The organism is Lacibacter sediminis (genome assembly GCF_014168535.1).
Taxonomy (GTDB): Bacteria; Bacteroidota; Bacteroidia; order Chitinophagales; family Chitinophagaceae; genus Lacibacter; species Lacibacter sediminis.
In genome coordinates this window covers 3741838-3765383 of record NZ_CP060007.1, presented here as the reverse complement: position 1 = coordinate 3765383, position 23546 = coordinate 3741838, and the positions used below count along the sequence as shown (strand labels likewise).

The window sequence follows — 23546 nt, the reverse complement described above, 5'->3', positions numbered from 1 at the left end:
TTTGTGTCGAGGGTTTTATTCACACTCACCATTCGCCACTCACTTTATTCGTAAGCAATAAAATAAGTTGAAGTAACTCATCACTCATCCCTTATCACTCACTACCTTCGTAGCAAACAACTAACTCCTTCATGCGATATTTCATTACAGGGTTTATGGGCAGCGGTAAAACATACTGGGGCAAGCAATGGAGTGAGAAATTTGGGTTGAAGTTTTACGATCTTGATGAAGAAATAGAAAAGCGTGAAGGGAAAGCGGTAACTGCAATTTTTGAAGAGAAAGGTGAAGAAGCGTTCAGAAAGATGGAGAAAGAAACGCTTTGCACTTACATGAAGCTTGATAATTTTATTCTCAGTTGCGGTGGCGGCACGCCTTGTTTTCATAATAATATGAAACGGATGAATGCACAAGGTGTAACGATCTACATCAAAAGTCCCGTTGAGTTACTGGTAAAACGTTTACATACAGAAAAGGAAACCAGGCCATTGATAGCCGGTATGAATGATGAGGTGCTGGCACAATTCATTACGGGTAAACTTACCGAGCGGGAACATTTTTACAACCAGGCAATGTATCATTTGCCGGCTGAGTTTATGAGCCTCGATAACTTTCAAAAAATCATACGCAGGAATGGATAAGCAGTTTTTAAGCATCAGTTTTATCCTTGGTGCAATTGCGGTTGCCCTTGGTGCTTTTGGTGCACATGCATTAAGAGAATTGGTTGATGAAAAAGCCATACAAACCTGGCAAACTGCAGTACAATATCATTTCTATCATTTGTTTGCAATTGCGCTTACGGGTGTACTGTTAAAGCAGGGAATTAATGTTTGGTATAAGCGTGCAGGTTATTTATTCATTACAGGTATTCTTGTCTTCAGCGGATCACTCTACACTATGATACTTTTAAAAGCAACAGGTGCCACATCAGTAAACTGGCTAGGTGCTATTACGCCAATTGGCGGTGTATGTTTTATTGCCGGATGGTTGTTTCTCTTCCTGGGTGTACGAAAAGAATAGAATCAGTGCAAAGGCATTTCTAATTTTACAGTTGTTCCATTATGGTTAAGAATGGTAAAACTTCCACCAACACTTTCCATGCGTCGCTGCATATTTTTTAAACCATTACCAAACTGGTTTAATTTTTCAGGATCAATTCCTTTGCCGTTGTCAACGATTTCAACCAGCATATTTTCATTGGCAAAACGAATGTTGATCTCAACCTGTGTAGCTTTTGCATGTTTCATTACATTGTTGATCGACTCTTTTAATACCAAAAAGATATTACGGCGCTTTACACCTGACACATCTTCATCAGGAATATCAGCTGTAACATTGATGTTGTAATCCATATTAAAATTATCGAGGTATTCAGATGCATAGGAGCGGATATAGGCTACAAGGCTGCTCATCGTATCGTTGCCGGGATTCATACTCCAGATGATGGCATTCATCTTGGTCATGAGTTCATTGGCATTGTAGGAGATGCGTGAGATTTCGTCGATAGGTTGCTGTTTTGTTTTCTGCCGTGCAATTTCACTCAACAAGCGGATAGCTGTAACACCACTTCCTAACTCGTCATGCATGTCTGCAGAAATACGGCTACGTTCATCTTGCTGCGCACTTAATATAGCGATCTGTTTTTCGTACTCCTGCCTGTCGGCTTCCTGTTTAATGGCTTCATCCATTTTTACTTTTTCAATCAATTCTATTTTGTTTTTATAGACAAGACCAAGCAGGAAGAAAATCAATTCAAACAAAATACCTACTTCGAAATAAAATAATGATTGACGGAATAATCCTGTTGAAGGAAAAATACTGGTTGAAGGAAATGAAATAAGAAACATGGATATACCACCACCGATGAGATTTGCGATATTTCCCATCAGTAAATAATTCATCAGCTTGTTACGTTTCACAATACCCAAAACGAGGTACATAATTCCGAGAAAGATCAGGAAGAATTTACTTGCATTTTCTGTTGATTCAAGCTTGCTGTATGCTTCGCCGGTAAAATATAGTATTGTAAAAACAGTAAGGAACACTGCCAGTATTATTTCTGCAATAATGAACATCTTGTTCAGCAGGGGATAATTCTTTGGCGTATCAAGAAACATTCTTGTAAAGCCGATGTAGAAAATGTAACCTATGATCTGCAGGAAGTAATCGAAATATTCTTCATAAAAGAAATTGAAGGGTATCGATCGCTGGTATAAAACTGCTTTTAAAAAAAGGAGTGCAGCAATAGAAAGTGCATAGATAGAATAGTATAAAAATGATCGTTTATAATTCTGCACATAGTTTGCAAATGAATAGAGTAACATCATTAACAGCAATCCACATAACAAGTAAGTAAACGTATTTAAACCATACCAGTTATTGTGGATCTTGTTAACGTGATCGTCGAAATAAATAGGATTGATCAGGAACGGCTTTAGTGATACAACAGCAGCCTTTGCGTACCGGCAACGGACAAGTATTTGCATCTCCACACCTGACGGAACAGTAAAATAACGGTAAGCGTTTTCGTTTTTTGAAGGATCGATCTGCCCGGGTATCTCAACCCACGGATAATCATTATTCAACCTTGAAAACACAACACATTCTCTTGCATAAATGCCCGGCGAAATATAGAAATTACGGGGTTTTTCTTCATCATTATTGATCCAGAAGAGGAGATAGATATTTGATCCGCTAAGAGAGTTTTTCGATACACTCCGCTTTGGTTTTTCGTTCAGGTGGAGAAACATTGATCCCCGGAGAGTCTGTATATCGGTATTGTTTTGTTTATCAACAAACACGTGCATGTTGGGTTGAAGAAAATGCAGATTGATCACCTTGGATGTATAGATCACCGACAAACTTGTATCCTGGTGGGCACCGGCCACGGAAAGATTCAGAAAGAACAGAATAATGGGTAGACAGTATTTTTTCATGTAGCAGAAAGTTCAGCAGAAAGATAGAAATTTTTGCGGAAAGCAGGTTCCTTTTGGCCGTTGTTAGGATGTTTCCATTCTTTATCTTTGTTTTTATGGCCTCAAACCGCACGAAAGACAAGAAGAAAAAGGAAAGCCCTGAACAGCTGAAGCAGGAAAAAGAGGAGCAGATAAACGTAAAGGAACTGGTGAAAGACGAGCGAACACATAAGATCGCCGGCATTGCTTTGTTTATTGTTTCACTTGTTTTGTTTATTGCATTTACGTCTTACCTGTTTACCTGGAAAGAAGACCAGGACAAAGTATTGCGTCATGGAGCGGGTGTATTGTTTGATGAAGAAGTAGCAGTCTCTAACCTGTTGGGCCGCTTTGGTGCCTGGGTATCACATTTGTTTTTTTACAAAGGATTTGGCGTATCATCTTATCTCATCTGCAGTTTCTTTTTTATCATCGGTACCAATTTTTTATTCGGGAAGAAAGTTTTTTCCATGGCCCGTAACCTCAAGTATGTGTTGGTTGGCTTACTGGTGTTGCCCGTGTTCTTTTCATTTTTCATGAAAGGATTTGGTTTTCCATGGGGTGGGGCATTTGGTAATTATTCAGCAAGTTGGTTAAATGGTTTTGTTGGTACTGCCGGTACGGGATTGATCTTGTCATTAGCTGCAGTTTCTTACCTTATCTGGCGTTTTAACCCGGTGTTTAAATTGCCTGCACGCAAACCAAAAGAAATTATTGTTGATCCATTGCCCGAAGAAATTGCTGAACGTGTTGCCATTGATGTGAATGAAAAATTTGCAATTGAAGAGCAGGCAAAAAACCAACTGAAAAAAGAATCTTCTTTTACACCGGTTCCATTAACAGAAGAAAAAGAAAATCCACTTCATAGTTTTATCATCAATGAAAAGGAAGAAGATGTTGCGCCTCTAACGCCGCTTCCTTTTGCAGAACAACCACAAACTGAGTCATCAGTTGAAATGACCATTCCATATGCAGATAAACCAAAGAAGGCAGCTAAGATCGATGAAGAGGAAATTGGGCCTGCATTGGAAATAAAGAATGTAACTGATGATGAGGACGAAGATGACGATGATGAAACGCCTGTTAAAAAAGTAGTAGAGAATTTGCCACCATATGATCCGTTTCTTGATCTGAAAGATTACAAATTTCCATCACTGAATTTGCTGGAAAATCACGGTAGCGAAAAAATTGTACAGGATCCGCATGAACTGGAGAGTTACAAAAATCAGATCATCAGCACACTCCGCAACTACGATATAGAAATACAGAAAATATTTGCAACGGTTGGTCCAACAGTTACATTATATGAAATTGTTCCTGCCGCAGGTGTGCGTATATCACGTATCAAAAACCTGGAAGATGATATTGCGTTAAGTCTTGCAGCGTTGGGTATCCGTATCATTGCACCAATTCCCGGCAAAGGTACCATTGGTATTGAGGTGCCGAATGTGAAGAAGACGGTGGTGAGTATGAAAACACTCTTGTCTTCAGAAAAATTTCAACATAACAATTTTGGTTTGCCGATTGCCATTGGAAAAAAGATCGATAACGAAAACTTCATTGTTGATCTTACAACTATGCCTCACTTGCTCATGGCAGGTGCAACGGGACAAGGTAAATCAGTTGGTTTGAATGCGATACTTGTGTCGCTGTTGTATAAAAAACATCCATCGCAATTGAAGTTTGTGTTGATCGATCCTAAGAAAGTGGAGTTGAGTTTATATCGTCACATCGAAAACCATTTCTTAGCAAAACTGCCGGGTGAAGAAGAATCGATCATTACAGATACCAAGAAAGTGATCAATACACTTAATGCTTTGTGTATTGAAATGGACAACCGTTATGATCTGTTGAAAGAAGCAGGATGTCGTAACCTTCGTGAATACAATGAAAAATTTGTTGCACGTAAACTCAATCCGCAAAAAGGGCATCAATATCTTCCATTCATTGTATTGGTTATTGATGAGTTTGCTGATCTGATCATGACTGCCGGTAAAGAAGTGGAGATGCCGATTGCACGCCTGGCACAGTTGGCCCGTGCTGTTGGTATCCATCTCATTATTGCAACACAACGTCCTTCAGTAAATATTATCACTGGTACAATTAAGGCCAACTTCCCTGCAAGGATCGCTTTTAAAGTGTCGTCTAAGGTCGACAGTCGTACCATCCTTGATACAGGCGGTGCTGAACAGTTGATCGGTAAAGGTGATATGCTCATCAGTTACAATGGTGAACTCACCCGTTTACAATGTGCTTTTGTTGATACACCGGAGGTGGATGATATCGTTTCGTTCATCAGTAAACAACGTGGCTATCCGCAGCCGTTTTTACTGCCTGAGTATGTTGATGAGAAAGAATTGGAGGGAAAGGATTTTGATCTGTCAGATAGAGATGCTCTCTTTGAAGATGCCGCCCGTTTGATCGTCCAGAACCAGGTTGGCTCTACTTCCTTGCTGCAACGCCGTATGAAGCTGGGTTATAACCGTGCCGGTCGTTTAATGGACCAACTGGAAGCAGCCGGGATCGTTGGACCAAGCCAAGGCAGTAAGGCAAGAGATGTATTGATCAAGACAGAATCGGAGCTTAACCAGCATCTCGAGATGATGGGGTAGTTGTTAAAGTTTGCTCAGCGGCTTCCACTCAACCATTTTCCTGCAGATACCTATCTTTGCGGCCTTAGATTTGTTCAGCACCTTTACAAATTCTTAAGTTTTTCAGTTGCAACCAATCACTTTGGATAGCACTCTGAATACTAAACAACCGGATTGTGCAAGCGATCCATATATAAAAACCAGAGAACAGAATGAATACCATTAGAATGAAGGCGATCCTCCTAACAGCAATAGCTGCGATCTTTAGTTTATCGATCATGGCCCAGAGCCAGAGTTTGGGTAAGAGCGATCCAGCAGCTAAAAAAATTCTTGATGCAGTAAGCGCAAAATTCAAGACGTTTAAAGCAGTGCAAGCAAGTTTTTCTTTTAAGAATGAAGATGCTAAAGGGAAGGTGCTGGGCATTAAGAAAGGCTCTTTGTTTACAAAGGGTACAAAGTATCGGGTAAACATTACGGGTGGTCAGGATATTTATTGTGATGGTACCAATATCTGGAACTATGATAAATCGGTAAATGAAGTAACTATTTCAAAATATGATGCTTCACAGAATTCTATTACACCACAAAAGTTGTTTACCAATTTTTACGATAAAGATTTTCTTTATAAACTGAATGGGGAAAAGAAAGAAGCCGGTAAAACATTACAGGAAATTGAATTAACTCCTGTTGATAAAACAAAATCTTTTTTCAAAGTAATTGTGTGGGTAGATAAAGCAGCTCAAACCATCTACAGCACTAAAGTGTTAGAGAAGAGTGGTAATAAGTATACTTATACTGTTGCAACTCTTAATGGAAAAGCCGCTGTTGCAGATGCGCAGTTTGTATTTGATAAAGCAAAATATCCCGGTGTAGAAGTAGTTGATCTTCGCTAAAGGAAATAAAAATATACGAATTAAGAAAGCCACCATCATTTGATGGTGGCTTTCTTAATTATTAATTTTTCAATTTATCTGATTAAGATGAAAGAGCCTTTGGTTGTAACAGGGATGTTGTCTTTTTTATAACTTGAATAGTAAACAAACATTCCGGGGTCTTGGGGCATGCCTTTCAATTGCCCATCCCAACCCTGCCTGAAATCGGTAGTGGTATATACAAGCTGCCCCCACCTGTTGTAAATAGTTAATTTATAATCTGTGAGATTAAATGCATTCAGAATCTTAAAATAGTCATTTCTTCCATCACCGTTAGGTGTAAAGGCGTTCGGGAACAGTATTACACAATCAACTGCCCTTATTGTAACAGCATCTGAGGCTGAGCCACAGGCATTAGTTACAGTTACCGAATAGTTGCCGGTTTGATTAACTACAAACCGATCATTGGTTGAATTATCCTGCCATAGATACGAAGCATATAGCCCCGGATAAAGTTGAATGGTATCCCCAACACACAATTCCCTGTTGGGACCTAAATTGGGTAGCGGTTGCGTATCAACGTTCAAGATTAACGTTCTGATGCTGTCGCAGCCATTTGCCGCTACTAACGTATCTACATGTATTCCTGCGGTTGAATATCCGAGATAGGATTGTCCTTGACAAATGGTTTCTGTAAGTGTTGATCTTGATCTTGGTAATACAGTAAGGTTAATTGTTCTGATACTGTCGCAGCCATTTGCTGCTGTTAATGTGTCAATGTAAATACCTGTTTGTGTGTAACCAAAAACAGAACCTCCTTCACAAATAGTTTGAGTGAGCGTAAGAACAGATTTTGGCAACACAATAAGATTTAATGTGCGGATGCTGTCACAACCAAGTGCTGTGTTTAATGTATCAATATATGTTCCACTGGTTGTATAACCTTCAACTGTATCACCCTCGCAAATTGTTCGATTGACAGTTGATGTTTTGCTTCCACCAATTCCAATTGTAACTGAGTCGAGCTGATTGCCGCAGCCGGGTAGTGAAACGGTCAAGTAATATTTTCCGGCACTTGCAGTTGTTGCATTATTTATCACCGGGTTTTGTTGATTACTGGTAAAACCATTGGGCCCCGTCCATTGATATGTAGCAGTAAGTAAAGTGTCTGCAAAAAGAGAAACCTTACCTCCATCACAAATAAATGGAGTTGTGGTGCTTGCATTAGCATAGTTATTGTTGAAGCTGCTGAAGAAACCAAAAGCTGTTCCTTCTCTGTCATTGCCAATCAATACACCTAAGTGGAAGAACGTTCGGGAATTTGTTATAGTTACGGGTGAATCGATTGCTGAAATGGAGTTAGATAAAAGAACACTTGCCGATAGCCATTGGTTTGCTGTACCTGGAACAGGTGAAAAATCTGTAGGCTTAATGACACTATTACTGCCATTTACCTTAAAGAATGATTCCCCGCCAGCTCTGATAAGTACATTCAAATAGTTTGAACGACTGCTGCTTCTTGTATAGGTTACGGACAAACTACCTGTACATTTAATTGGCGGTAAAATAGCACCCCCAAGTTCACAACCTATACCAGAAATCTGGTAAACATAAACGGGATTTGAAGCAACAATATATGAGGATGCATTTGAAAGATTTGTTTGTAATGTCTGTCCGGCATTTAATGTGCCAACTACAATGCCGTCTTGTGATACTGTAGTTCCATTAGCAGTGGCAGTAATGTAAATTTTTTCCTGTGTACCTATTAAATAACCTTTTGTAACTACATATTCTGTGCCTGTTACACTTATTGGAATTGTTTGATCTCCAATTAAATCAGCACAGGCATAACCCGGCGATATTACTAAATCATCTGCAAGTGTTATTGCTACTGGTTTCGTTGAAGTAACTTTCGAACCTTCTAAATGATCAGCCGGTGCCTGTGATGTTGCGATGGCAGCATAGGTCTGTCCACGGTTAAGTGTAATTGTAAATGGTACGCCAGCCAAATGACCAACAATATTTTTTGCCGGAGTTATAGTTATGTTTGTATTATCTTCTGTTGCAACAATATTGAATGAAGAATAAGGCAAAGGTGTATGCGCTGTAGTGTTTGATCCAGCATTTTGAGATGAAATAAAGAAATCATTTCCTAATGCATTCTTTCCCTTCAATACAAATAATTCAGGATTACGACTTGTATGGTTCACCTCATAGTAAACAGATATCTGTGCTGTTGAAACAATTCTGATACCCTTGTTCTGTACTGTATTGCCAGGCCCACATTCTACAGCAGCAAGCCATGCTGTTAAATCAATGGATGCGCTGGAGTTGGCAGGAAGATTAATCACTTGTGTTGGCAAACCGCCGCCTGCCGGTTGCGAGATTGTCACTGTGCCGGCATCTTTAAAAGAAGCAATACGTAAGAAGGCAGGTCGATCCAGACCGGTACTTGAAGAAATGTCCGGCGCAGCAAACCAAAACTCAGTATCAATTTGTGCAAACGAGGAAAGTGTTGCAATAAAAAAGCAGGTTAGTAGGATGGTTTTTCTAATCCAGTTCATGCGGTATTTTTTTGGGTCGAATAGAATATTGGTTTTTTAGCGATATCGGTTTTCTGATTTACACTCAACGGATTTTATGATTGAGTGATTATCCCAACACGTAACTATGTCATGATAATGCCCGAAAATAAAGAAGAGTAACGAAAAATACAACCCTATCGTATGTGTTAATAGGTAACAATTAGCAGATATTAGGAAAACTCGTAACGTTTTACCGTAATTTCTACATTCCAGCAAAAGACTTTACTGAAAATGAAAAGAGGCTATATCATCTGATAAAGCCTCTTTTAGTCAATTGACCTATTTGTATTTATTTATTTTTTGGTATGTCCAGCATGTAGTCAAATCTTTTGCCACTCACTGTGTCTTCAGCCATATCAGGGATAGCTTCAACTTTATAAGCACCGGCATCAAGCTTTGCTTTTGTTTCAGAGAATGCAGTCAATGTTTGCTCAATATCCTCATCAGTATGGGCTGCAGAAGGAATCAAACGGTAAATGATATGTCCTTTTGGAATAACAGGATAAACAACAATAGAAGCAAAAATGTGGTAGTTCTCACGTAAGTCCATCACCATTGCAGTAGCTTCTTCAACACCACCACTCATGTATACAGGAGTAACCGGACTATCTGTTTTCCCAATATCAAAGCCTCGTTCTTTTAAGCCAGTTTGAAGCTTGCGGGCATTGCTCCACAATTTTTCTTTCAGCTCAGGCATTGTTTTCAACATTTCCAAACGCTTCAGGTTACCAACCACAATTGGCATAGGTAAACTCTTGGCAAAGATTTGTGAACGGATGTTGTAACGGATAAAATCAATGATTGCTTTTGGTCCAGCTAAAAAAGCACCGATCGATGCCATTGATTTTGCAAATGTGCTGAAGTATAGATCGATCTCTTCCTGACAACCTTGCTCTTCGCCTGCACCTGCACCTGTTTTACCAAGTGTTCCAAAGCCATGTGCATCATCTACCAATAAACGGAAATCATATTGTTTCTTCAAATCACAGATCTCTTTCAATTTGCCCTGGTCACCAGCCATTCCAAACACACCTTCTGTAATCAACAGAATACCACCAGCGCCTTGCTTTTCAATAAGAGCCGTGGCACGTTGTAATTGCTTTTCGCAATCTTCTACATCATTATGCTTAAACACATAACGATGACCTGGATGTAAACGTAACCCATCAATGATACAAGCATGGCTTTCTGCATCATACACAATCACATCATGCCGGCCGCAGATCGCATCAATTGTACTCATGATACCTTGGTAACCAAAATTCAAAAGAATTGAATCTTCTTTCATTTCAAATTCAGCCAGCTCTCTTTCCAGTTGTTCGTGAAGAGTTGAATTACCACTCATCATACGGGCACCCATAGGGTAAGCAAGTCCCCATTCTTTAGCTGCATCAGCATCCACTTTACGTATCTCAGGGTGATTGGCTAATCCGAGATAGTTGTTAAGACTCCACACAATTTTCTCTTTGCCACGAAACATCATACGGCTGCTGATAGGGCCTTCCAGTTTGGGGAAAGCGAAGTAACCGTGTGCTCTTTCTCTGTGCTGACCAATGGGTCCGGAATTCTTAAGCATCTTCTCAAAAATGTCTGCCATATGATGAAATTGTTAAGGGTGAAAAATTTGCGGCAAAGGTAAGGTTTTGCCACCGATAAGAAAAGGATGAAAACGAAGAGATTCGTTCGTGTAAAAATCACTTTGTAAACAGGCAATCAACGGTATCTTTACCCCTCTAAATCAAATGTATGCGTTTTGTCTTTTCTTTTCTTTTAATCCTTTGCTCAATTCAGATATCAGCTCAAAAAACAACGGCAAATCCAGCCAATGCAAACGTGGCACGCCCCAAGCTGGTGCTGGGTATCATGGTCGACCAGATGCGCTGGGATTATCTCTACCGGTATTACGACCGTTATGCTGCCAACGGAGGGTTTAAACGTATGCTCAACCAGGGGATGAGTTGCGAAAATGCATTTATCAATTATGCGCCAACTGTAACTGCTTGCGGCCATACAAGTGTTTATACAGGAACAGTACCTGCTGTGCATGGCATTACGGGTAATGCTTGGTTTGATAACGAACTTAAAAGAACTGTTTATTGCAGCGAAGACAAAACAGTAAAAACTGTGGGAAGTACATCTAATGCAGGCGAAATGAGCCCACGCAATATGCTCACTACAACTATTTGTGATGAACTCAGATTAGCAACTAATTTTCGCAGTAAAGTAATAGGTATTGCAATTAAAGACAGAGGTGGAATTTTACCCGCAGGCCATAGTGCAAATGCAGCTTATTGGTATGATGGACGAAATGGTAACTGGATCACATCAACATACTACATGAACGATTTACCTCAATGGGTAAAATCATTCAATGATAAAAAACATGTAGATGCTTTTTATGAAAAAGGGTGGAACACGGTTTATCCCATCAACAGTTATGTGCAAAGTACAAAAGACGAAAACGCTTATGAGGGAAAACCATTTGGTACTGATCAGAAAGGCTTTCCTTATGATCTGAAGCAATTTGTTGGGAAAAACTACGGTGCTATTTCTTCAACACCACATGGTAACACAATGACAATGATGTTGGCAAAAGAAGCTATTGCAAACGAAGCATTAGGTAAAGATGCCATTACTGATTTTCTTGCTGTAAGCTTTTCATCACCCGATTATATTGGCCATGCATTTGGTCCTAATTCGATAGAAGCTGAAGATGGTTTTCTGCGTTTAGATAAAGATCTTGGTGAGCTGTTTGATTATCTTGATAAAACTGTCGGTAAAGGTCAGTATGTAAGTTTTCTGACGGCTGATCATGGAGTGGCGCATGTGCCGGGTTTTTCAACTGAACATAAATTACCCGGCGGTGCAGTGGATGATAATAAAATGGTGAGCGACTTGAATAAACAATTGAAAACATTATTTGGTGCCGATAATCTCGTGTTGAGTGCATACAATTATCAAATTAGTTTAAACAATCACACAATTGATTCCGCAAAACTTGATCGTTCTGCAATTGTTCAAACGGTAATAAAGTATGCGAAAGGAATTAAAGGAGTTGATCGTGTATTTGAAATTGAAGAATTAACAGAACAACCAATGGCTGCGTTAGTAAAGGAGCGCCTGGGTAATGGCTGGCATCCAAAACGTAGCGGCGATATTCAGATCATGTTTGCACCGGGCTGGATTGATGGCGGACCCACAGGAACTACACATGGATTATGGAATCCATACGATAGCCATATTCCATTGCTTTGGTATGGATGGGGAATTAAGCCCGGCAAAAGCAACCAAGAAGTTTACATGACGGATATTGCTCCAACAATTGCTGCAATGTTGCGTATCCAGATGCCCAGCGGTTGTATTGGCAAACCCATACTTGCGGTTGTGGAATAAATGCATGAAGATTTTTCAGGGTTATGCCTCTGGCATTAATCTTGGCACTTCAGTACTAAATTGCAGAAAGCCCCTTTTCGAGGGGCTTATCTGTCAAAATGACTAAAGCGAAAACTATGAATGAAAAGAGTTTGTTTTTAAGACCCGGCGATGAGGATGTAGATTTTTTACCCATCATTCCATTAAATGAAGCTGAAAGCGACAGCGATGAGGATATTGAAATTCCGGCAGAGTTGCCCATTCTTCCTTTAAGAAATACCGTGCTGTTTCCCGGCGTTGTGTTACCAATAACTGTTGGTCGTGATAAAAGTATACAAGCTGTAAACGAAGCATACAAAACCAACAAACTGGTTGGGGTAGTGGCACAAAAAGACAGCAATGTTGAAGATCCTACAGTTATTGATCTTGAATATACCGGCACTATTGCTAAAGTAGTGAAGTTGATTAAAATGCCTGATGGCGGTACAACGGTGATCATACAGGGAAAGAAACGTTTCCGCATTAACATGCTTACTTCCGATGATCCGTTCTTTAAAGCAAGTATTGAAGTATTGCAGGAAGAGCCAACACCCGAAGATGAAAATTTTAAAGCTGTTGCAGGATCGATTAAAGATATGGCTGCGCAGATCATTCAACTGTCGCCTAATATTCCAAGCGAGGCATCCATTATTTTAAAAAATATTGAGAACCCTGCTTTTCTTGTTCACTTTGTAAGTAACAATCTTAACAGTGATATTTCGGAGAAGCAGCGTTTGCTTGAAACACAAACCATCAAGCACCGTGCTGAATTGTTGCTTACTTTATTGCAAAAAGAATTGCAGTACACTGAACTTAAGAATAAAGTAACCAACAAAACAAGAACTGAACTCGATAAGCAGCAGCGTGAATATTTTCTACAGCAGCAAATGAAAAGCATCAAAGAAGAATTAGGTGGTGATGCTAACGACCTGGAGATCCAGGAGATGAAGAAAAAAGCAGAAACAAAAAAATGGAGCGATGCTGCAAAAGATATGTTTCGCAAAGGGATTGAGAAGCTGGAAAGGATGCATCCGTCAACACCGGATTATTCGGTAGTCTATAATCATCTTGATCTGATGCTTGATCTTCCATGGGGCGAATACACCAATGATCAATATGATCTGAAGAAAGCAAAGAAAGTATTGGATCATGACCACTATGGTATTCAAAAAGTAAAAGAGCGTATACTTGAATACTTAGCTGTGTTGAAGTTGAAAGGCGATATGAAGAGTCCTATTCTTTGTTTGCTTGGTCCTCCCGGTATTGGTAAAACATCATTGGGAAAAAGTATAGCGAGTGCACTTGGCCGTAAGTATGTGCGCATCAGCTTAGGTGGATTGCATGATGAGAGTGAGATAAGAGGTCATCGTAAAACATATATCGGTGCAATGCCCGGCCGTATTTTACAATCGTTACGGAAAATAAAAACATCAAACCCGGTTATGATCCTTGATGAGATCGATAAACTGGGTAATGATTTTCGTGGCGATCCTTCAAGTGCATTATTGGAATTACTCGATCCTGAGCAGAATCATACCTTCTACGATAACTATCTTGAACTTGAGTATGATCTCAGTAAAGTATTGTTTGTGGCAACTGCAAATAGTTTAGCATCTATTCAACCAGCATTAAGAGATCGTTTGGAAATTATTGATTTGAGTGGTTATGCAGTGGAAGAGAAAATTGAGATCGCAAAAAACTATCTTGTTCCAAAACAAAAAGAAGCACACGGGTTAGAAAAATTTCCGTTTAAAATAAGTGATACTGTTTTACGAAAAGTAATTGAAGATTATACAAGAGAAAGTGGTGTGCGTGAACTCGACAGGCAACTTGCATCTATCATGCGTTCGCAAGCGAAAGAATATGCCATGAAAGAAAAGCTGAAGCCAACGCTTACAGCGAATGATATTGAAAAAATATTGGGCAAGCCACGTTACAGTAACGAACTGTATAAAACGGCCAATATGCCCGGTGTTGCAGTTGGTCTTGCGTGGACAGCAGTAGGTGGTGAAATATTATTTATCGAATCCAGTCTTGCCGAAGGAAAGGGCGAATTACGTTTAACAGGTAATCTTGGCAATGTGATGAAGGAAAGTGCATCAACGGCATTAAGCTATCTGCAGGCCAATGCAAAAAAGATAGGAGTAGACCTGGATGAATTTCAGAAAAAGAATATTCATATCCACGTGCCCGAAGGAGCTGTACCTAAAGATGGTCCAAGTGCAGGTATAACAATGCTCACAGCAATCTCAAGTGCCTTTACCGGCCGCAGGGTAAAGCCGTTCCTTGCAATGACAGGTGAGATTACGTTACGTGGTCAGGTGCTTCCTGTTGGCGGCATTAAAGAAAAAATATTAGCAGCGAAACGTGCTGGCATAAAAGAAGTGGTACTCTGCTGGCAAAACGAAAAGGATGTTCAGGAAATCAACTCCTTATACATTAAAGGAATGAAGTTTCATTATGTAAAAACAATGCAGCAAGTATTGGATCTTGCATTAATGTAATTTTTTTTCAAGTTTAGTGAACCAAGCTTTGAAAAAGCTGTTATTATAATCATCGACACGAATTTATTTCATGTTGGTTGTTTTAAGGGTTAAAGAGACTCCCCCATTTCTATGGGGGATATTTTTTTGCCTAAATTACAGCCTCAGTTACTTCTGCTATGCGTGAATTGATTTGTTTCGTGGTTGTTTCGTTTGCTTCTGCTAGCCTGTTTGCACAAACATTAGGCGGCAGAGCTGCCTATAATTTTCTGAAATTTCCTGCATCGCCTCAGCTCTCTGCATTGGGAGGAATTAATCTTACCAATGAATCAAATGACGTATCACTTGCTTTTTTCAATCCTGCACAACTTGATTCAAGTATGCATACACAAATGGCAGCCAACTTCAACGCATTGTATGCCGGTGTAAAGAATGTTCATTGGATACTTGCTTTCAGAAGTAAAAAGTTAAACACAAATTTTGCCGCCGGTATTTTGTATTTCGATTACGGTACTACACAACAAACAGATGCTTCCGGTAATGTGGAAGGTCTTTATCGTCCACGTGATTTTGTTGTGCAGGTGCAGGCAAGCAGGGAGTATCTTAACCGGTGGAAGTATGGTGTGTCGTTGAAATTTTTAGCAAGCAATTACGGGCCATATCGTTCATCGGCTATTGCAGCCGACCTGGGTGTATTGTATAGAGACACGGCGAATTTTTTACAGGCAAGTATTGTTGCAGTAAATATGGGCGGACAATTAAAACGTTATAATCCTGCTGAACCGGAAGAGTTGCCTTTTGATTTACAAGCCGGTATTTCCAAGCGTCTGGCAAAAGCACCTATTCGTTTTTCTGTGACAGCGCACCATCTTCATCGGTTTGATATTTTGTATAACGATACGTTGTTCAATAACGACAACGGTTATGAAAATGCTTCCACAAAAAAGATCACCCTTGATAAAATATTTCAGCATTTTGTTTTCGCTACACAGATACTTATTGGAGAAAGGGTAGAGGTAACTGCTGCATATAATATTTTACGTGGAAGAGAATTAAAAGTAAGTAATGGCGGTAATGGTCTTACAGGTTTTTCATTGGGTGCTGGTGTTTTATTTTCAAAACTACAATTCCGCTATGCAAGAACTTATTTTCAAAACAATACAGCATATAATCAAATTGGCTTGACCATGCCGCTGAATAAATATTTTGGGTTAGGTAGTTGGGGAGAAAAGGTTGGGTGGTGAAAATAGTTTTCAGTTCTGAGTTGTTAAGTTCTAAAGTTGAAAACAACTGAGAAAATGCATACGTAAGGAACCAAGAACTTTAGAACTCAGAACTTGTCCTCCGCCGCATCTCTCTTGATCTTTTCACCAAACAACACTTCCACCAGAATATTGTAAATAAAGTGTGCGATCATTGGCAATAACAATCCGCCGCTGATCCATGCAAGAAATTGAAAACCTACCGCAAATGGTATGATCTGTATAATGGCCCGTTCACCTTGTGTACCATGACCAAATGCAAATACAACAGCACTTAACACAGCGGCTAACCACCAGGTATTTTCCATATACCCCATGATCATCTGGAACAACACCCCACGATAAATATATTCTTCACAAAAAGCTGCTACTACACAAGCGAGTATCCAGATCAGGCGTTCAAGATTAGTATCGGGTAGAATATGATGAAGCGTACTCTCGTCTTTTTCTTTCGAAAATTTTTGTGATAACCAGGCAATACCAAGCGCAACGCCGATCAATGCAACAGCAGCAGCAACTGAAGTATAAGTGAAATTGCTTTTAAACGGGATCTCGATCTTTTCACTACGTGCAGCAAAGAATGCCAGCACACAAAGAATCATCTGCATCAACATTGATTGCAGGTACACGGGTATCTTAGCGATCTGTGCGCCTTCCATTTCAGCTTCCATCTTTTTAATATTCTTATAGCTCTGTGCTGTAAGAAACGGAAGCCCTGCTGCAATAATGATGATAAATAATAAACTCATTGTTCTGTTGATCGTTTGATCAGTTCGTTATGCAATGCCAATACCAGCGGCAATAATAATTCCTGTTCGTTGTTGTGCACTACAAAATCACACAATTTCATTTTCAATGCTTCATCAACTTGGTTGGCCATTCTTCTCTTTACTTCATCTGCTGTTACTCCATCACGATCCATCACACGTTTAATGCGCAAAGCAATAGGAGCTGTTACACCAATGATGTAATCTAATCCTTCGGCTGTTCCGCTTTCAAACAAAAGAGCCGCCTCTTTTACAACATAAGGTGAATGCTGTTTACTGAACCATTCTTTTGCATCAGCAATCGTAGCAGGGTGCACAAGACTGTTGAGTAACTCCAGTTTTTCTTTGTTGTTAAAAACAATAGACGAAAGGTGTTTGCGGTTCAGTTGCCCATCCTCAAAATAAGTTTCTTTGCCAAAATGTAAAATGAGCTGTTGTTTTAACAGCTCATTTGAATGCATTAATTCTTTTGCGGCTTCATCGGCATAATAAACAGGAACACCCAGCACTTCCAGTACTTTCGCAACAGTACTCTTACCGCTGCCAATTCCTCCAGTTAATCCGATTTTCAACATTGTTTTAAGAAGCCGATAGCCGATAGTTTTTTAGTTGTTAGCCCATTGACTACTTAACTAATAACTACCGGCTATTTACTATCAGCTGTATTTATTTTTTTACTTCAGCTGTCTTGTTCAGTTGTGCTGTCCAATCCATGCTGATAGAGCTACGTTCAATTTTGATATAACTTCCGGGGTTGATCTCTAAAGAAAGTGTTCCATCTTCATTCACTTTGTTAACTACGCCATGAATACCTGCAATCGTTACTACTTTATCACCTTTCTGAAGATTCTCAATAAATGTCTTTTGTTGCTTTGCTTTTTTAGCTTGCGGACGGATCATGAATAACCAGAATACTAAGATCATCAATCCAAGAAAAACTAACTGGATGCTTCCACCACCTGATTTGGGATCGCCTGCAAATAAGAGTAATTCGTACATGTGTATTTGTTTTATTTTTTAGGAAGTACTTCGCCTTCGAACATAAGAACTGCGATGCCTTCTTTTGTATTTGCTGTTACTGTAATATTTTTTGATGCTTTACCTACACGGCCTTCGCTGTTAAACTCTGCAGTGATCTTTCCCTCAGCACCCGGAGCAATGGGCTCTTCCGGTTTTGAAGGTACGGTGCAACCGCAACTTGCCTGCACATTAGAGATGATCAATGGCTTTGTACCGGTATTCTTGAAATGAAAAGTGATCATCACTTTTTCGCCATCGGTTACTTTGCCGAAGTTCTGTGAAGAATCAAGCCATTGCACAGTTGTTACATCAGCAGGTGCTGCCGCTTCTGCCGCTTCAGTTTGCTCAGTTGTGGTAGTGGCTGCATCAGCTGCTTTCTTGTCGGCATTTCCACAAGCTGTAAGAAATGCAATGAAAGTTGACAATAAGATCAATTGTTTCATGTGTATTTATTTATCGGATTGCAAATGTAAAGGAAAGCGATGATTATGGTTTCTTAAAAGACACCTTGTGCAGTTTATTCTGCGTGGCAAGTTCTTTATGAATACTGTCGAGTATACCGTTTACAAAATGGCCACTTTGCGGAGTACTGTAGTCTTTTGCAAGATCGATATACTCGTTGATGGTCACTTTTGGCGGAATAGTTTCGAAGAACAGGAACTCGCAAATACCCATCCGCATCAGAATCATATCGAGTATGGCCGTACGTTCAGGGTCCCAGTTTTGGAGTTTATCCTTGATATAGTCGTTACACACTTCTTCTTTTTCAATAACACTCAGCAGCAGATCTTTTGCGAATTTTAATTTTTCGTTGCTCACGAATTGCTGAAAATCGCCGTTGTGCGGTTTTTGCAGCAGGTTAAGCATCAGCAGGTTGATCATATCTGCATCATCTTCCCAATGAAGAAAACGCTCCTCAATAAAGCTGATGAAATCTTCGTTGGGCAGCATCAGATCAGTGAAAATAAATTCAAGAATTTCCTTCTCCTGTTTTTTTTCACGTCCTTCAATTTTTATGTATTGTTTGTAAACATCCGAAGTCACCAATTCACTGTAAAGTTTCCTGATCCAGTCCTCAGCACCCATCAATTCAGGCTTGATTTCTTTGGCAGCTTTGTCATACGAAGTATGTTCAAGTAGTTGCCAAAGCAATGTATTACCGGAAATTTTGGTATTGATATTCAGGTCCGCAGCTGTGGGCAAATGCTTTGATGCCTTTTGCCGGGCATCGGCTTCAGCATAACGAGCTGTTTCTGTCAATATGTAAATAAGGAAAACAAAAAGTTGCCGGCTCTGGTCGATGTGCTTATCTAATGTTCGAATGGCCTCTTCTTTAGTAATATCACCCTCTCTTGTAAAACAGGTGTACAACGTCTGCATCACCTTAACCCGTATGTTTCTTCTGCTGATCATGTGGAAAGAACTTGTTTAAACAAACCGCAAAGATAAGTATTGCTTTGCCTTATATTTGATATTTATTGATTTTTGCATATAAGCCTTGCCAGATTTGAGTTTCAAAAGGCCACCCAACTAAATGAGCATGAAGAAAGTACTATCCATTATTGCCATCCTTTATTGTGTTACAACACTTGTCAGCTGCAATAAGGACAGAAATAAAAAAGTCTCAGAATATCGCATTGATGAACAATCTGAAACCGAAGAAACGGAGGACAAAGAAAACGAGGATGGTGCATATGAGTCGTTGATGATGGAGTATGAAATGACCCGTGACCCAAAGCTCGGGTATGTACCAAGAAACAGGTTGGTAAGAGCCTATGAAGATCTGATGATTGAGCGACGCTCCGGAAAGGTAGCCCGTATTTCAGCGCTTAATTGGGTAGAGCGTGGACCTTTTACTGATGTTGTAGGAGCCAGCAATGGTAATACACGAGGACCAAGTAATAGTGCCGTAACGGCCGGCCGTATAAGGGCCATTCATGTTGACTTGGCCGATGCTACAAAAAAAACAGTGTGGGTTGGTAGTGTGAGTGGAGGATTATGGAAAACAACTAATATAACTGCGTCTCCCGCCAACTGGATATTGGTTAACGACTTTCTTGGAAACCTTGCAGTAGCGAGCATTTGTCAAGATCCCAGTAATCCACAGATCATGTACTTTGCTACAGGAGAGCGTAACGGTAATATTGATGCTGTGCGTGGTGGTGGTATATGGAAAAGTACAAATAATGGGGTTAGCTGGAGCCTGTTGCCAAGTACGACTTCTTTTTGGAATGCTTCGAAAATTGTATGCGATGCTGCCGGTAATGTGTATGTTGGCACAGCCGGGAATGGCCGTGGTTTGCAACGTTCAACAGATGGAGGTATTACCTGGACGAATATTACACCTGTTACTCCTGAAAGTGGTAACCGTATTACTGATTTGCGGATTAGCAGCACGGGCCGTATGCATGTAACCATGGGTGCGGGAGGAAGTACGATCAATCAATCGGGGTATTTTTTTGTTGATAATCCTGCAACTGCAACTTCTGCCAGTTGGGTATCACCAACAACACCCTTTCTCAACTATCAGTACAATTGTGAGCTTGCAGTTGCAGGTAATACATTATATGTTTTGCCTTCTAACTCATCTGATCTTACTCCAACAATATATAAATCTACGGATGGAGGTGCTAACTGGTCAGCAACAACCACTTCACCTCCAGGTACCGGAACAGAGCCAACCATTAACGCCGGACAAGGCTGGTACGATCTTGCTATTGGAACAGATCCAACCAACCCGAATATTGTGATCGCCGGAGGATTAAATTTTTATAAATCTGATGACGGCGGTGTCACCTGGACACAGATCACTCGCTGGGTTGGTACAGCAATCAATTATGTCCATGCCGATCATCATTCGGTTGTTTGGAATGGTACACAAGTGATGGTGGCAACAGATGGCGGCATTTTCTTATCAACTGATAATGGAAATAATTATGAAGACCGCAATGTTGGATTACGTATAAAGCAATTTTATTCCTGTGCCATCCATCCCACATCAACCAATTATTTTCTTGGAGGGACTCAGGATAACGGAACACATCAATTAACTGCTGCTGGCCTGAGCGGAAGTACAGAAGTTCATGGAGGCGATGGTGGCTTTACTCATATTGATGAAAATGAACCTCAGTATCAGTTTAGTGCTACCACCCGAAGCAACTATCGCAGGAGTATTAACAGCGGAGCATCATGGTCGTCTGTTAATCAATCCCCAACGGTTGGTCTTTTCATCAACCCTACGGATTACGATGATATGAATAACCGAATGTATGCAAGTGGTTCCGGCGGTACATTTGTTCGATGGGAAAATCCTCAAAGCGGTTCAAATTTCACAACGCTTTCAATTTCTTCAGCAACCAGTACAACCGTAAGTAGTTTAAAAGTGTCGCCCTACACCAATAATCGTGTGTTTTTTGGTTCATCAGGTGGGAGAGTTGTGAAAGTAGATAACGCCCATCTTATTAACCCGACCGTAACAAATATTACCGGATCGAATATGCCCACAAGCAGTGCTACCATTTCAAGTATAAATGTGGGTACAGATGATAACAATCTCATCGCCACTTTTTCAAACTATGGAGTGCAGCATGTATTTGTAAGTTCAACAGGAGGTGGTACATCCGGTTGGACAAATATCACCGGTACTCTTCCAGATATTCCTGTGAGATGGGGGATGTTTTATCCGGAAGATAATGACAAGGCTATTGTTGCAACTGATATGGGCATCTATGAAACAGATGATATAAACGGAAGCTCAACAGTGTGGGTACAGAATAGTTCGTTCCCGATTGTGCGAACCAATATGCTTCAATACCGTCAACGTGATGGAACCATCTTAGCTGCTACCCACGGACGTGGCATGTGGACTGCAACACTCCCATCAGCTGTTCCTTATATTCGTTTTTCATCATCCTACACCTATAATACCGTACAGGAAGCAACCACTACGTCAGGCAATGTTTGCCGCAATTACAAAGATTATACTGTAAACATGCGTATTGACCAAGCTCCTGTGGGCGCTGCTACTGTCACCTTAAGTGTAGCCGGCGGTGGTACTGCGGTTCAGGGAATTGATTATGACTTTACCACCAATGGTAATTTCAGTACGCCTTCAAACGTGCTTACATTTCCTAATGGTTCAACTGCTGAACAACCAATAACGATTCGTGTGTACAATGATTCAGAGATAGAATCTGCTGAGTCATTTACATTGTCCTACACAGTAAGCGGCTCAACGAATGCATTAGCTGCTCCAAGTAGTCAGTCGTATAGCTTTACTATAACGGACAATGACGTAGCACCAATACCAACAAATTATAGCGGCAATTACGATATTGGTGTAGGTGATGCCAACCTGAATAACCAGAGTCCGTTCCGAAGTAACCGTTCTGCCTTCCGTTTGCAATACCTTTTTACCTCATCTGATTTAGCATCTGCAGGTATTTCGGGAGAAGGATACATTACATCAATGGTATTAAATGTCACAACAAAGAATAGTACAAAGCCTTTCAACGGATTTACTATTTCAATGGGAAATACTACTACCACCTCTTTAAACGGTTTTGCGGGAGGAACTCTTTCACAGGTATATTCTGCTAATTACAGTACCGTGTTTGGTCTTAACACATTTAATTTTTCAACGCCGTTTTTTTGGGATGGGGCCTCAAATCTTGTGGTGAATATCTGCTTTGATAACGGAGCTCTGCCGGTTGATGCAGCTGCTGATATTGTAGAGGGTACAGCTACTGCATTGGGTACAGGCATCAGAGCATCTTCTTATTCCGATGTGGTAACGAATGCAGGCTGTTCACTTGGAGCAGCGTTTATTTCTGACGCAAGGGCAAAAGTAACATTTGGGGCAAGTTCAGGAAACCCAATCGCCACTGCTCAAAATACTACCCGGAGTGAATTTGTTGCAACCAGTGGTACTTATTATTTCTACAGTGGCTTTGATATCATCAGTCGTATTTCGGAGGCTTCACGCAATTTCGAATGTGTTACTTCAAGTATAGCGGCATCTGGAAATGTTTGGCAAAGCTTTTTTGCTGGTCCACGCTCTCAAAAAATTGTGTTTGTTGATTTTGTGGGAACTCCGCAAAACAGCAGCTATTCGCTTGGTGTTTATTTCTCAGCTGCGGAGCTGGGTGGCAAAGATCCAAACCAGGTTCGCCTGGCTGGTACAACTGCAGGTACTATTGGCGCTGCCACCAGCGGAAACACCAATATCTACACTACAGCTGTAGCTAATTTTGGAACAGGTTATCTTTATACAGCAACAGTGTTTGGTCCCGGTTTGTATTTCCTTACGGAAGGAACAGTAACGTCGGTCCGTAATCCAACTCAGCAGGCAGATTTTGTAAAACTGCTGCAAAACCCTGTAAGCACAAGTATACCGTTAAGCATCAGTAATCGAAGCCGGCAACAAATACAGGCAACGCTGTTTAGCAACAACGGACAATTGTTGCAGCGCTGGGATCTTGGACGCACGGATGGCAACGACCAATTACCGATCAATGAAAAATCGATTCCGGACGGAGTATATATTCTACGGATAGATGCCGGTAATAAAACGCAAAGTTTCAAACTGATAAAACAGTAAATCAT

Annotated in this window: 16 protein-coding genes; 8 read left to right on the top strand and 8 right to left on the bottom strand. The window is 40.4% G+C overall.

Annotated elements, in window-relative coordinates; genetic code table 11:
- Positions 1 to 131: 131 nt before the first annotated feature.
- A complete protein-coding gene (locus H4075_RS15900; protein ID WP_182801815.1) occupies positions 132 to 638 on the top strand; it encodes a shikimate kinase in 507 nt (168 codons plus the stop codon).
- Positions 631 to 1017, top strand: a complete 387-nt coding sequence (locus H4075_RS15895; protein WP_182801814.1) for a DUF423 domain-containing protein — start codon at positions 631 to 633, stop codon at positions 1015 to 1017. Before H4075_RS15900 ends, H4075_RS15895 begins: the two co-directional genes overlap by 8 nt.
- Positions 1018 to 1019: 2 nt before the next feature.
- Here H4075_RS15895 and H4075_RS15890 read toward each other — a convergent pair whose 3' ends face one another.
- Entirely contained in the window at positions 1020 to 2933 is a 1914-nt protein-coding gene (locus tag H4075_RS15890; protein ID WP_182801813.1) for a sensor histidine kinase, read from the bottom strand.
- Positions 2934 to 3028: 95 nt separating this feature from the next.
- On the opposite strand from H4075_RS15890, the gene H4075_RS15885 reads away from it, so the two are divergent.
- Complete coding sequence (locus H4075_RS15885; protein ID WP_182801812.1) at positions 3029 to 5563, top strand: FtsK/SpoIIIE family DNA translocase; 2535 nt, start codon at positions 3029 to 3031, stop codon at positions 5561 to 5563.
- 191 nt (positions 5564 to 5754) lie between these two features.
- Positions 5755 to 6435 carry a LolA family protein gene (locus H4075_RS15880; protein ID WP_182801811.1) on the top strand — a complete coding sequence of 227 codons (681 nt, stop codon included), beginning with the start codon at positions 5755 to 5757 and terminating at the stop codon, positions 6433 to 6435.
- A gap of 74 nt (positions 6436 to 6509) precedes the next feature.
- Here H4075_RS15880 and H4075_RS15875 read toward each other — a convergent pair whose 3' ends face one another.
- Positions 6510 to 8978 carry a T9SS type B sorting domain-containing protein gene (locus H4075_RS15875; RefSeq protein ID WP_182801810.1) on the bottom strand — a complete coding sequence of 823 codons (2469 nt, stop codon included), beginning with the start codon at positions 8976 to 8978 and terminating at the stop codon, positions 6510 to 6512.
- 310 nt (positions 8979 to 9288) lie between these two features.
- The gene (locus H4075_RS15870; RefSeq protein ID WP_182801809.1) at positions 9289 to 10596 is read right to left on the bottom strand and encodes an aminotransferase class I/II-fold pyridoxal phosphate-dependent enzyme; all 1308 of its coding nucleotides are present in this window, start codon (positions 10594 to 10596) and stop codon (positions 9289 to 9291) included.
- A 149-nt stretch (positions 10597 to 10745) separates the two neighbouring features.
- On the opposite strand from H4075_RS15870, the gene pafA reads away from it, so the two are divergent.
- From pafA to porQ, 3 genes are all read left to right on the top strand, one after another.
- Positions 10746 to 12392, top strand: a complete 1647-nt coding sequence (pafA, locus tag H4075_RS15865) for an alkaline phosphatase PafA (RefSeq protein ID WP_182801808.1) — start codon at positions 10746 to 10748, stop codon at positions 12390 to 12392.
- A gap of 98 nt (positions 12393 to 12490) precedes the next feature.
- Positions 12491 to 14914 (top strand): endopeptidase La, encoded by a 2424-nt coding sequence (gene lon / locus H4075_RS15860; RefSeq protein ID WP_255460209.1) that lies wholly within the window; start codon positions 12491 to 12493, stop codon positions 14912 to 14914.
- Between the two features lie 158 nt (positions 14915 to 15072).
- Positions 15073 to 16137: a type IX secretion system protein PorQ gene (porQ, locus tag H4075_RS15855; RefSeq protein ID WP_182801807.1), complete on the top strand. Its 1065-nt coding sequence runs from the start codon at positions 15073 to 15075 to the stop codon at positions 16135 to 16137.
- An 86-nt stretch (positions 16138 to 16223) separates the two neighbouring features.
- On the opposite strand, the gene H4075_RS15850 is transcribed toward porQ, so the two are convergent.
- From H4075_RS15850 to nusB, 5 genes are all read right to left on the bottom strand, one after another.
- Positions 16224 to 16904, bottom strand: coding sequence for a CPBP family intramembrane glutamic endopeptidase (locus H4075_RS15850; RefSeq protein WP_182801806.1), 681 nt, complete (start codon positions 16902 to 16904; stop codon positions 16224 to 16226).
- Positions 16901 to 17497 (bottom strand): dephospho-CoA kinase, encoded by a 597-nt coding sequence (gene coaE / locus H4075_RS15845; protein ID WP_182801805.1) that lies wholly within the window; start codon positions 17495 to 17497, stop codon positions 16901 to 16903. Before coaE ends, H4075_RS15850 begins: the two co-directional genes overlap by 4 nt.
- A gap of 91 nt (positions 17498 to 17588) precedes the next feature.
- Positions 17589 to 17921: a preprotein translocase subunit YajC gene (yajC, locus tag H4075_RS15840; protein ID WP_182801804.1), complete on the bottom strand. Its 333-nt coding sequence runs from the start codon at positions 17919 to 17921 to the stop codon at positions 17589 to 17591.
- An 11-nt stretch (positions 17922 to 17932) separates the two neighbouring features.
- Positions 17933 to 18385 carry a DUF1573 domain-containing protein gene (locus H4075_RS15835; protein WP_182801803.1) on the bottom strand — a complete coding sequence of 151 codons (453 nt, stop codon included), beginning with the start codon at positions 18383 to 18385 and terminating at the stop codon, positions 17933 to 17935.
- Positions 18386 to 18428: 43 nt separating this feature from the next.
- Positions 18429 to 19355: a transcription antitermination factor NusB gene (nusB, locus tag H4075_RS15830; RefSeq protein WP_182801802.1), complete on the bottom strand. Its 927-nt coding sequence runs from the start codon at positions 19353 to 19355 to the stop codon at positions 18429 to 18431.
- Between the two features lie 127 nt (positions 19356 to 19482).
- Here nusB and H4075_RS15825 point away from each other — a divergent pair, with 127 nt between their 5' ends.
- Entirely contained in the window at positions 19483 to 23541 is a 4059-nt protein-coding gene (locus tag H4075_RS15825) for a T9SS type A sorting domain-containing protein (RefSeq protein ID WP_182801801.1), read from the top strand.
- The last annotated feature ends 5 nt before the right edge of the window (positions 23542 to 23546 follow it).

Coding starts and splice junctions, on each gene's coding strand:
- H4075_RS15850 (WP_182801806.1), bottom strand. CDS start 16,904: ATGAGTTTATTATTTATCATCATTATTGCAGCAGGGCTTCCGTTTCTT.
- yajC (WP_182801804.1), bottom strand. CDS start 17,921: ATGTACGAATTACTCTTATTTGCAGGCGATCCCAAATCAGGTGGTGGA.
- H4075_RS15900 (WP_182801815.1), top strand. CDS start 132: ATGCGATATTTCATTACAGGGTTTATGGGCAGCGGTAAAACATACTGG.
- H4075_RS15890 (WP_182801813.1), bottom strand. CDS start 2,933: ATGAAAAAATACTGTCTACCCATTATTCTGTTCTTTCTGAATCTTTCC.
- nusB (WP_182801802.1), bottom strand. CDS start 19,355: ATGATCAGCAGAAGAAACATACGGGTTAAGGTGATGCAGACGTTGTAC.
- H4075_RS15835 (WP_182801803.1), bottom strand. CDS start 18,385: ATGAAACAATTGATCTTATTGTCAACTTTCATTGCATTTCTTACAGCT.
- pafA (WP_182801808.1), top strand. CDS start 10,746: ATGCGTTTTGTCTTTTCTTTTCTTTTAATCCTTTGCTCAATTCAGATA.
- H4075_RS15880 (WP_182801811.1), top strand. CDS start 5,755: ATGAATACCATTAGAATGAAGGCGATCCTCCTAACAGCAATAGCTGCG.
- H4075_RS15870 (WP_182801809.1), bottom strand. CDS start 10,596: ATGGCAGACATTTTTGAGAAGATGCTTAAGAATTCCGGACCCATTGGT.
- H4075_RS15885 (WP_182801812.1), top strand. CDS start 3,029: ATGGCCTCAAACCGCACGAAAGACAAGAAGAAAAAGGAAAGCCCTGAA.
- H4075_RS15875 (WP_182801810.1), bottom strand. CDS start 8,978: ATGAACTGGATTAGAAAAACCATCCTACTAACCTGCTTTTTTATTGCA.
- porQ (WP_182801807.1), top strand. CDS start 15,073: ATGCGTGAATTGATTTGTTTCGTGGTTGTTTCGTTTGCTTCTGCTAGC.
- lon (WP_255460209.1), top strand. CDS start 12,491: ATGACTAAAGCGAAAACTATGAATGAAAAGAGTTTGTTTTTAAGACCC.
- H4075_RS15825 (WP_182801801.1), top strand. CDS start 19,483: ATGAAGAAAGTACTATCCATTATTGCCATCCTTTATTGTGTTACAACA.
- H4075_RS15895 (WP_182801814.1), top strand. CDS start 631: ATGGATAAGCAGTTTTTAAGCATCAGTTTTATCCTTGGTGCAATTGCG.
- coaE (WP_182801805.1), bottom strand. CDS start 17,497: ATGTTGAAAATCGGATTAACTGGAGGAATTGGCAGCGGTAAGAGTACT.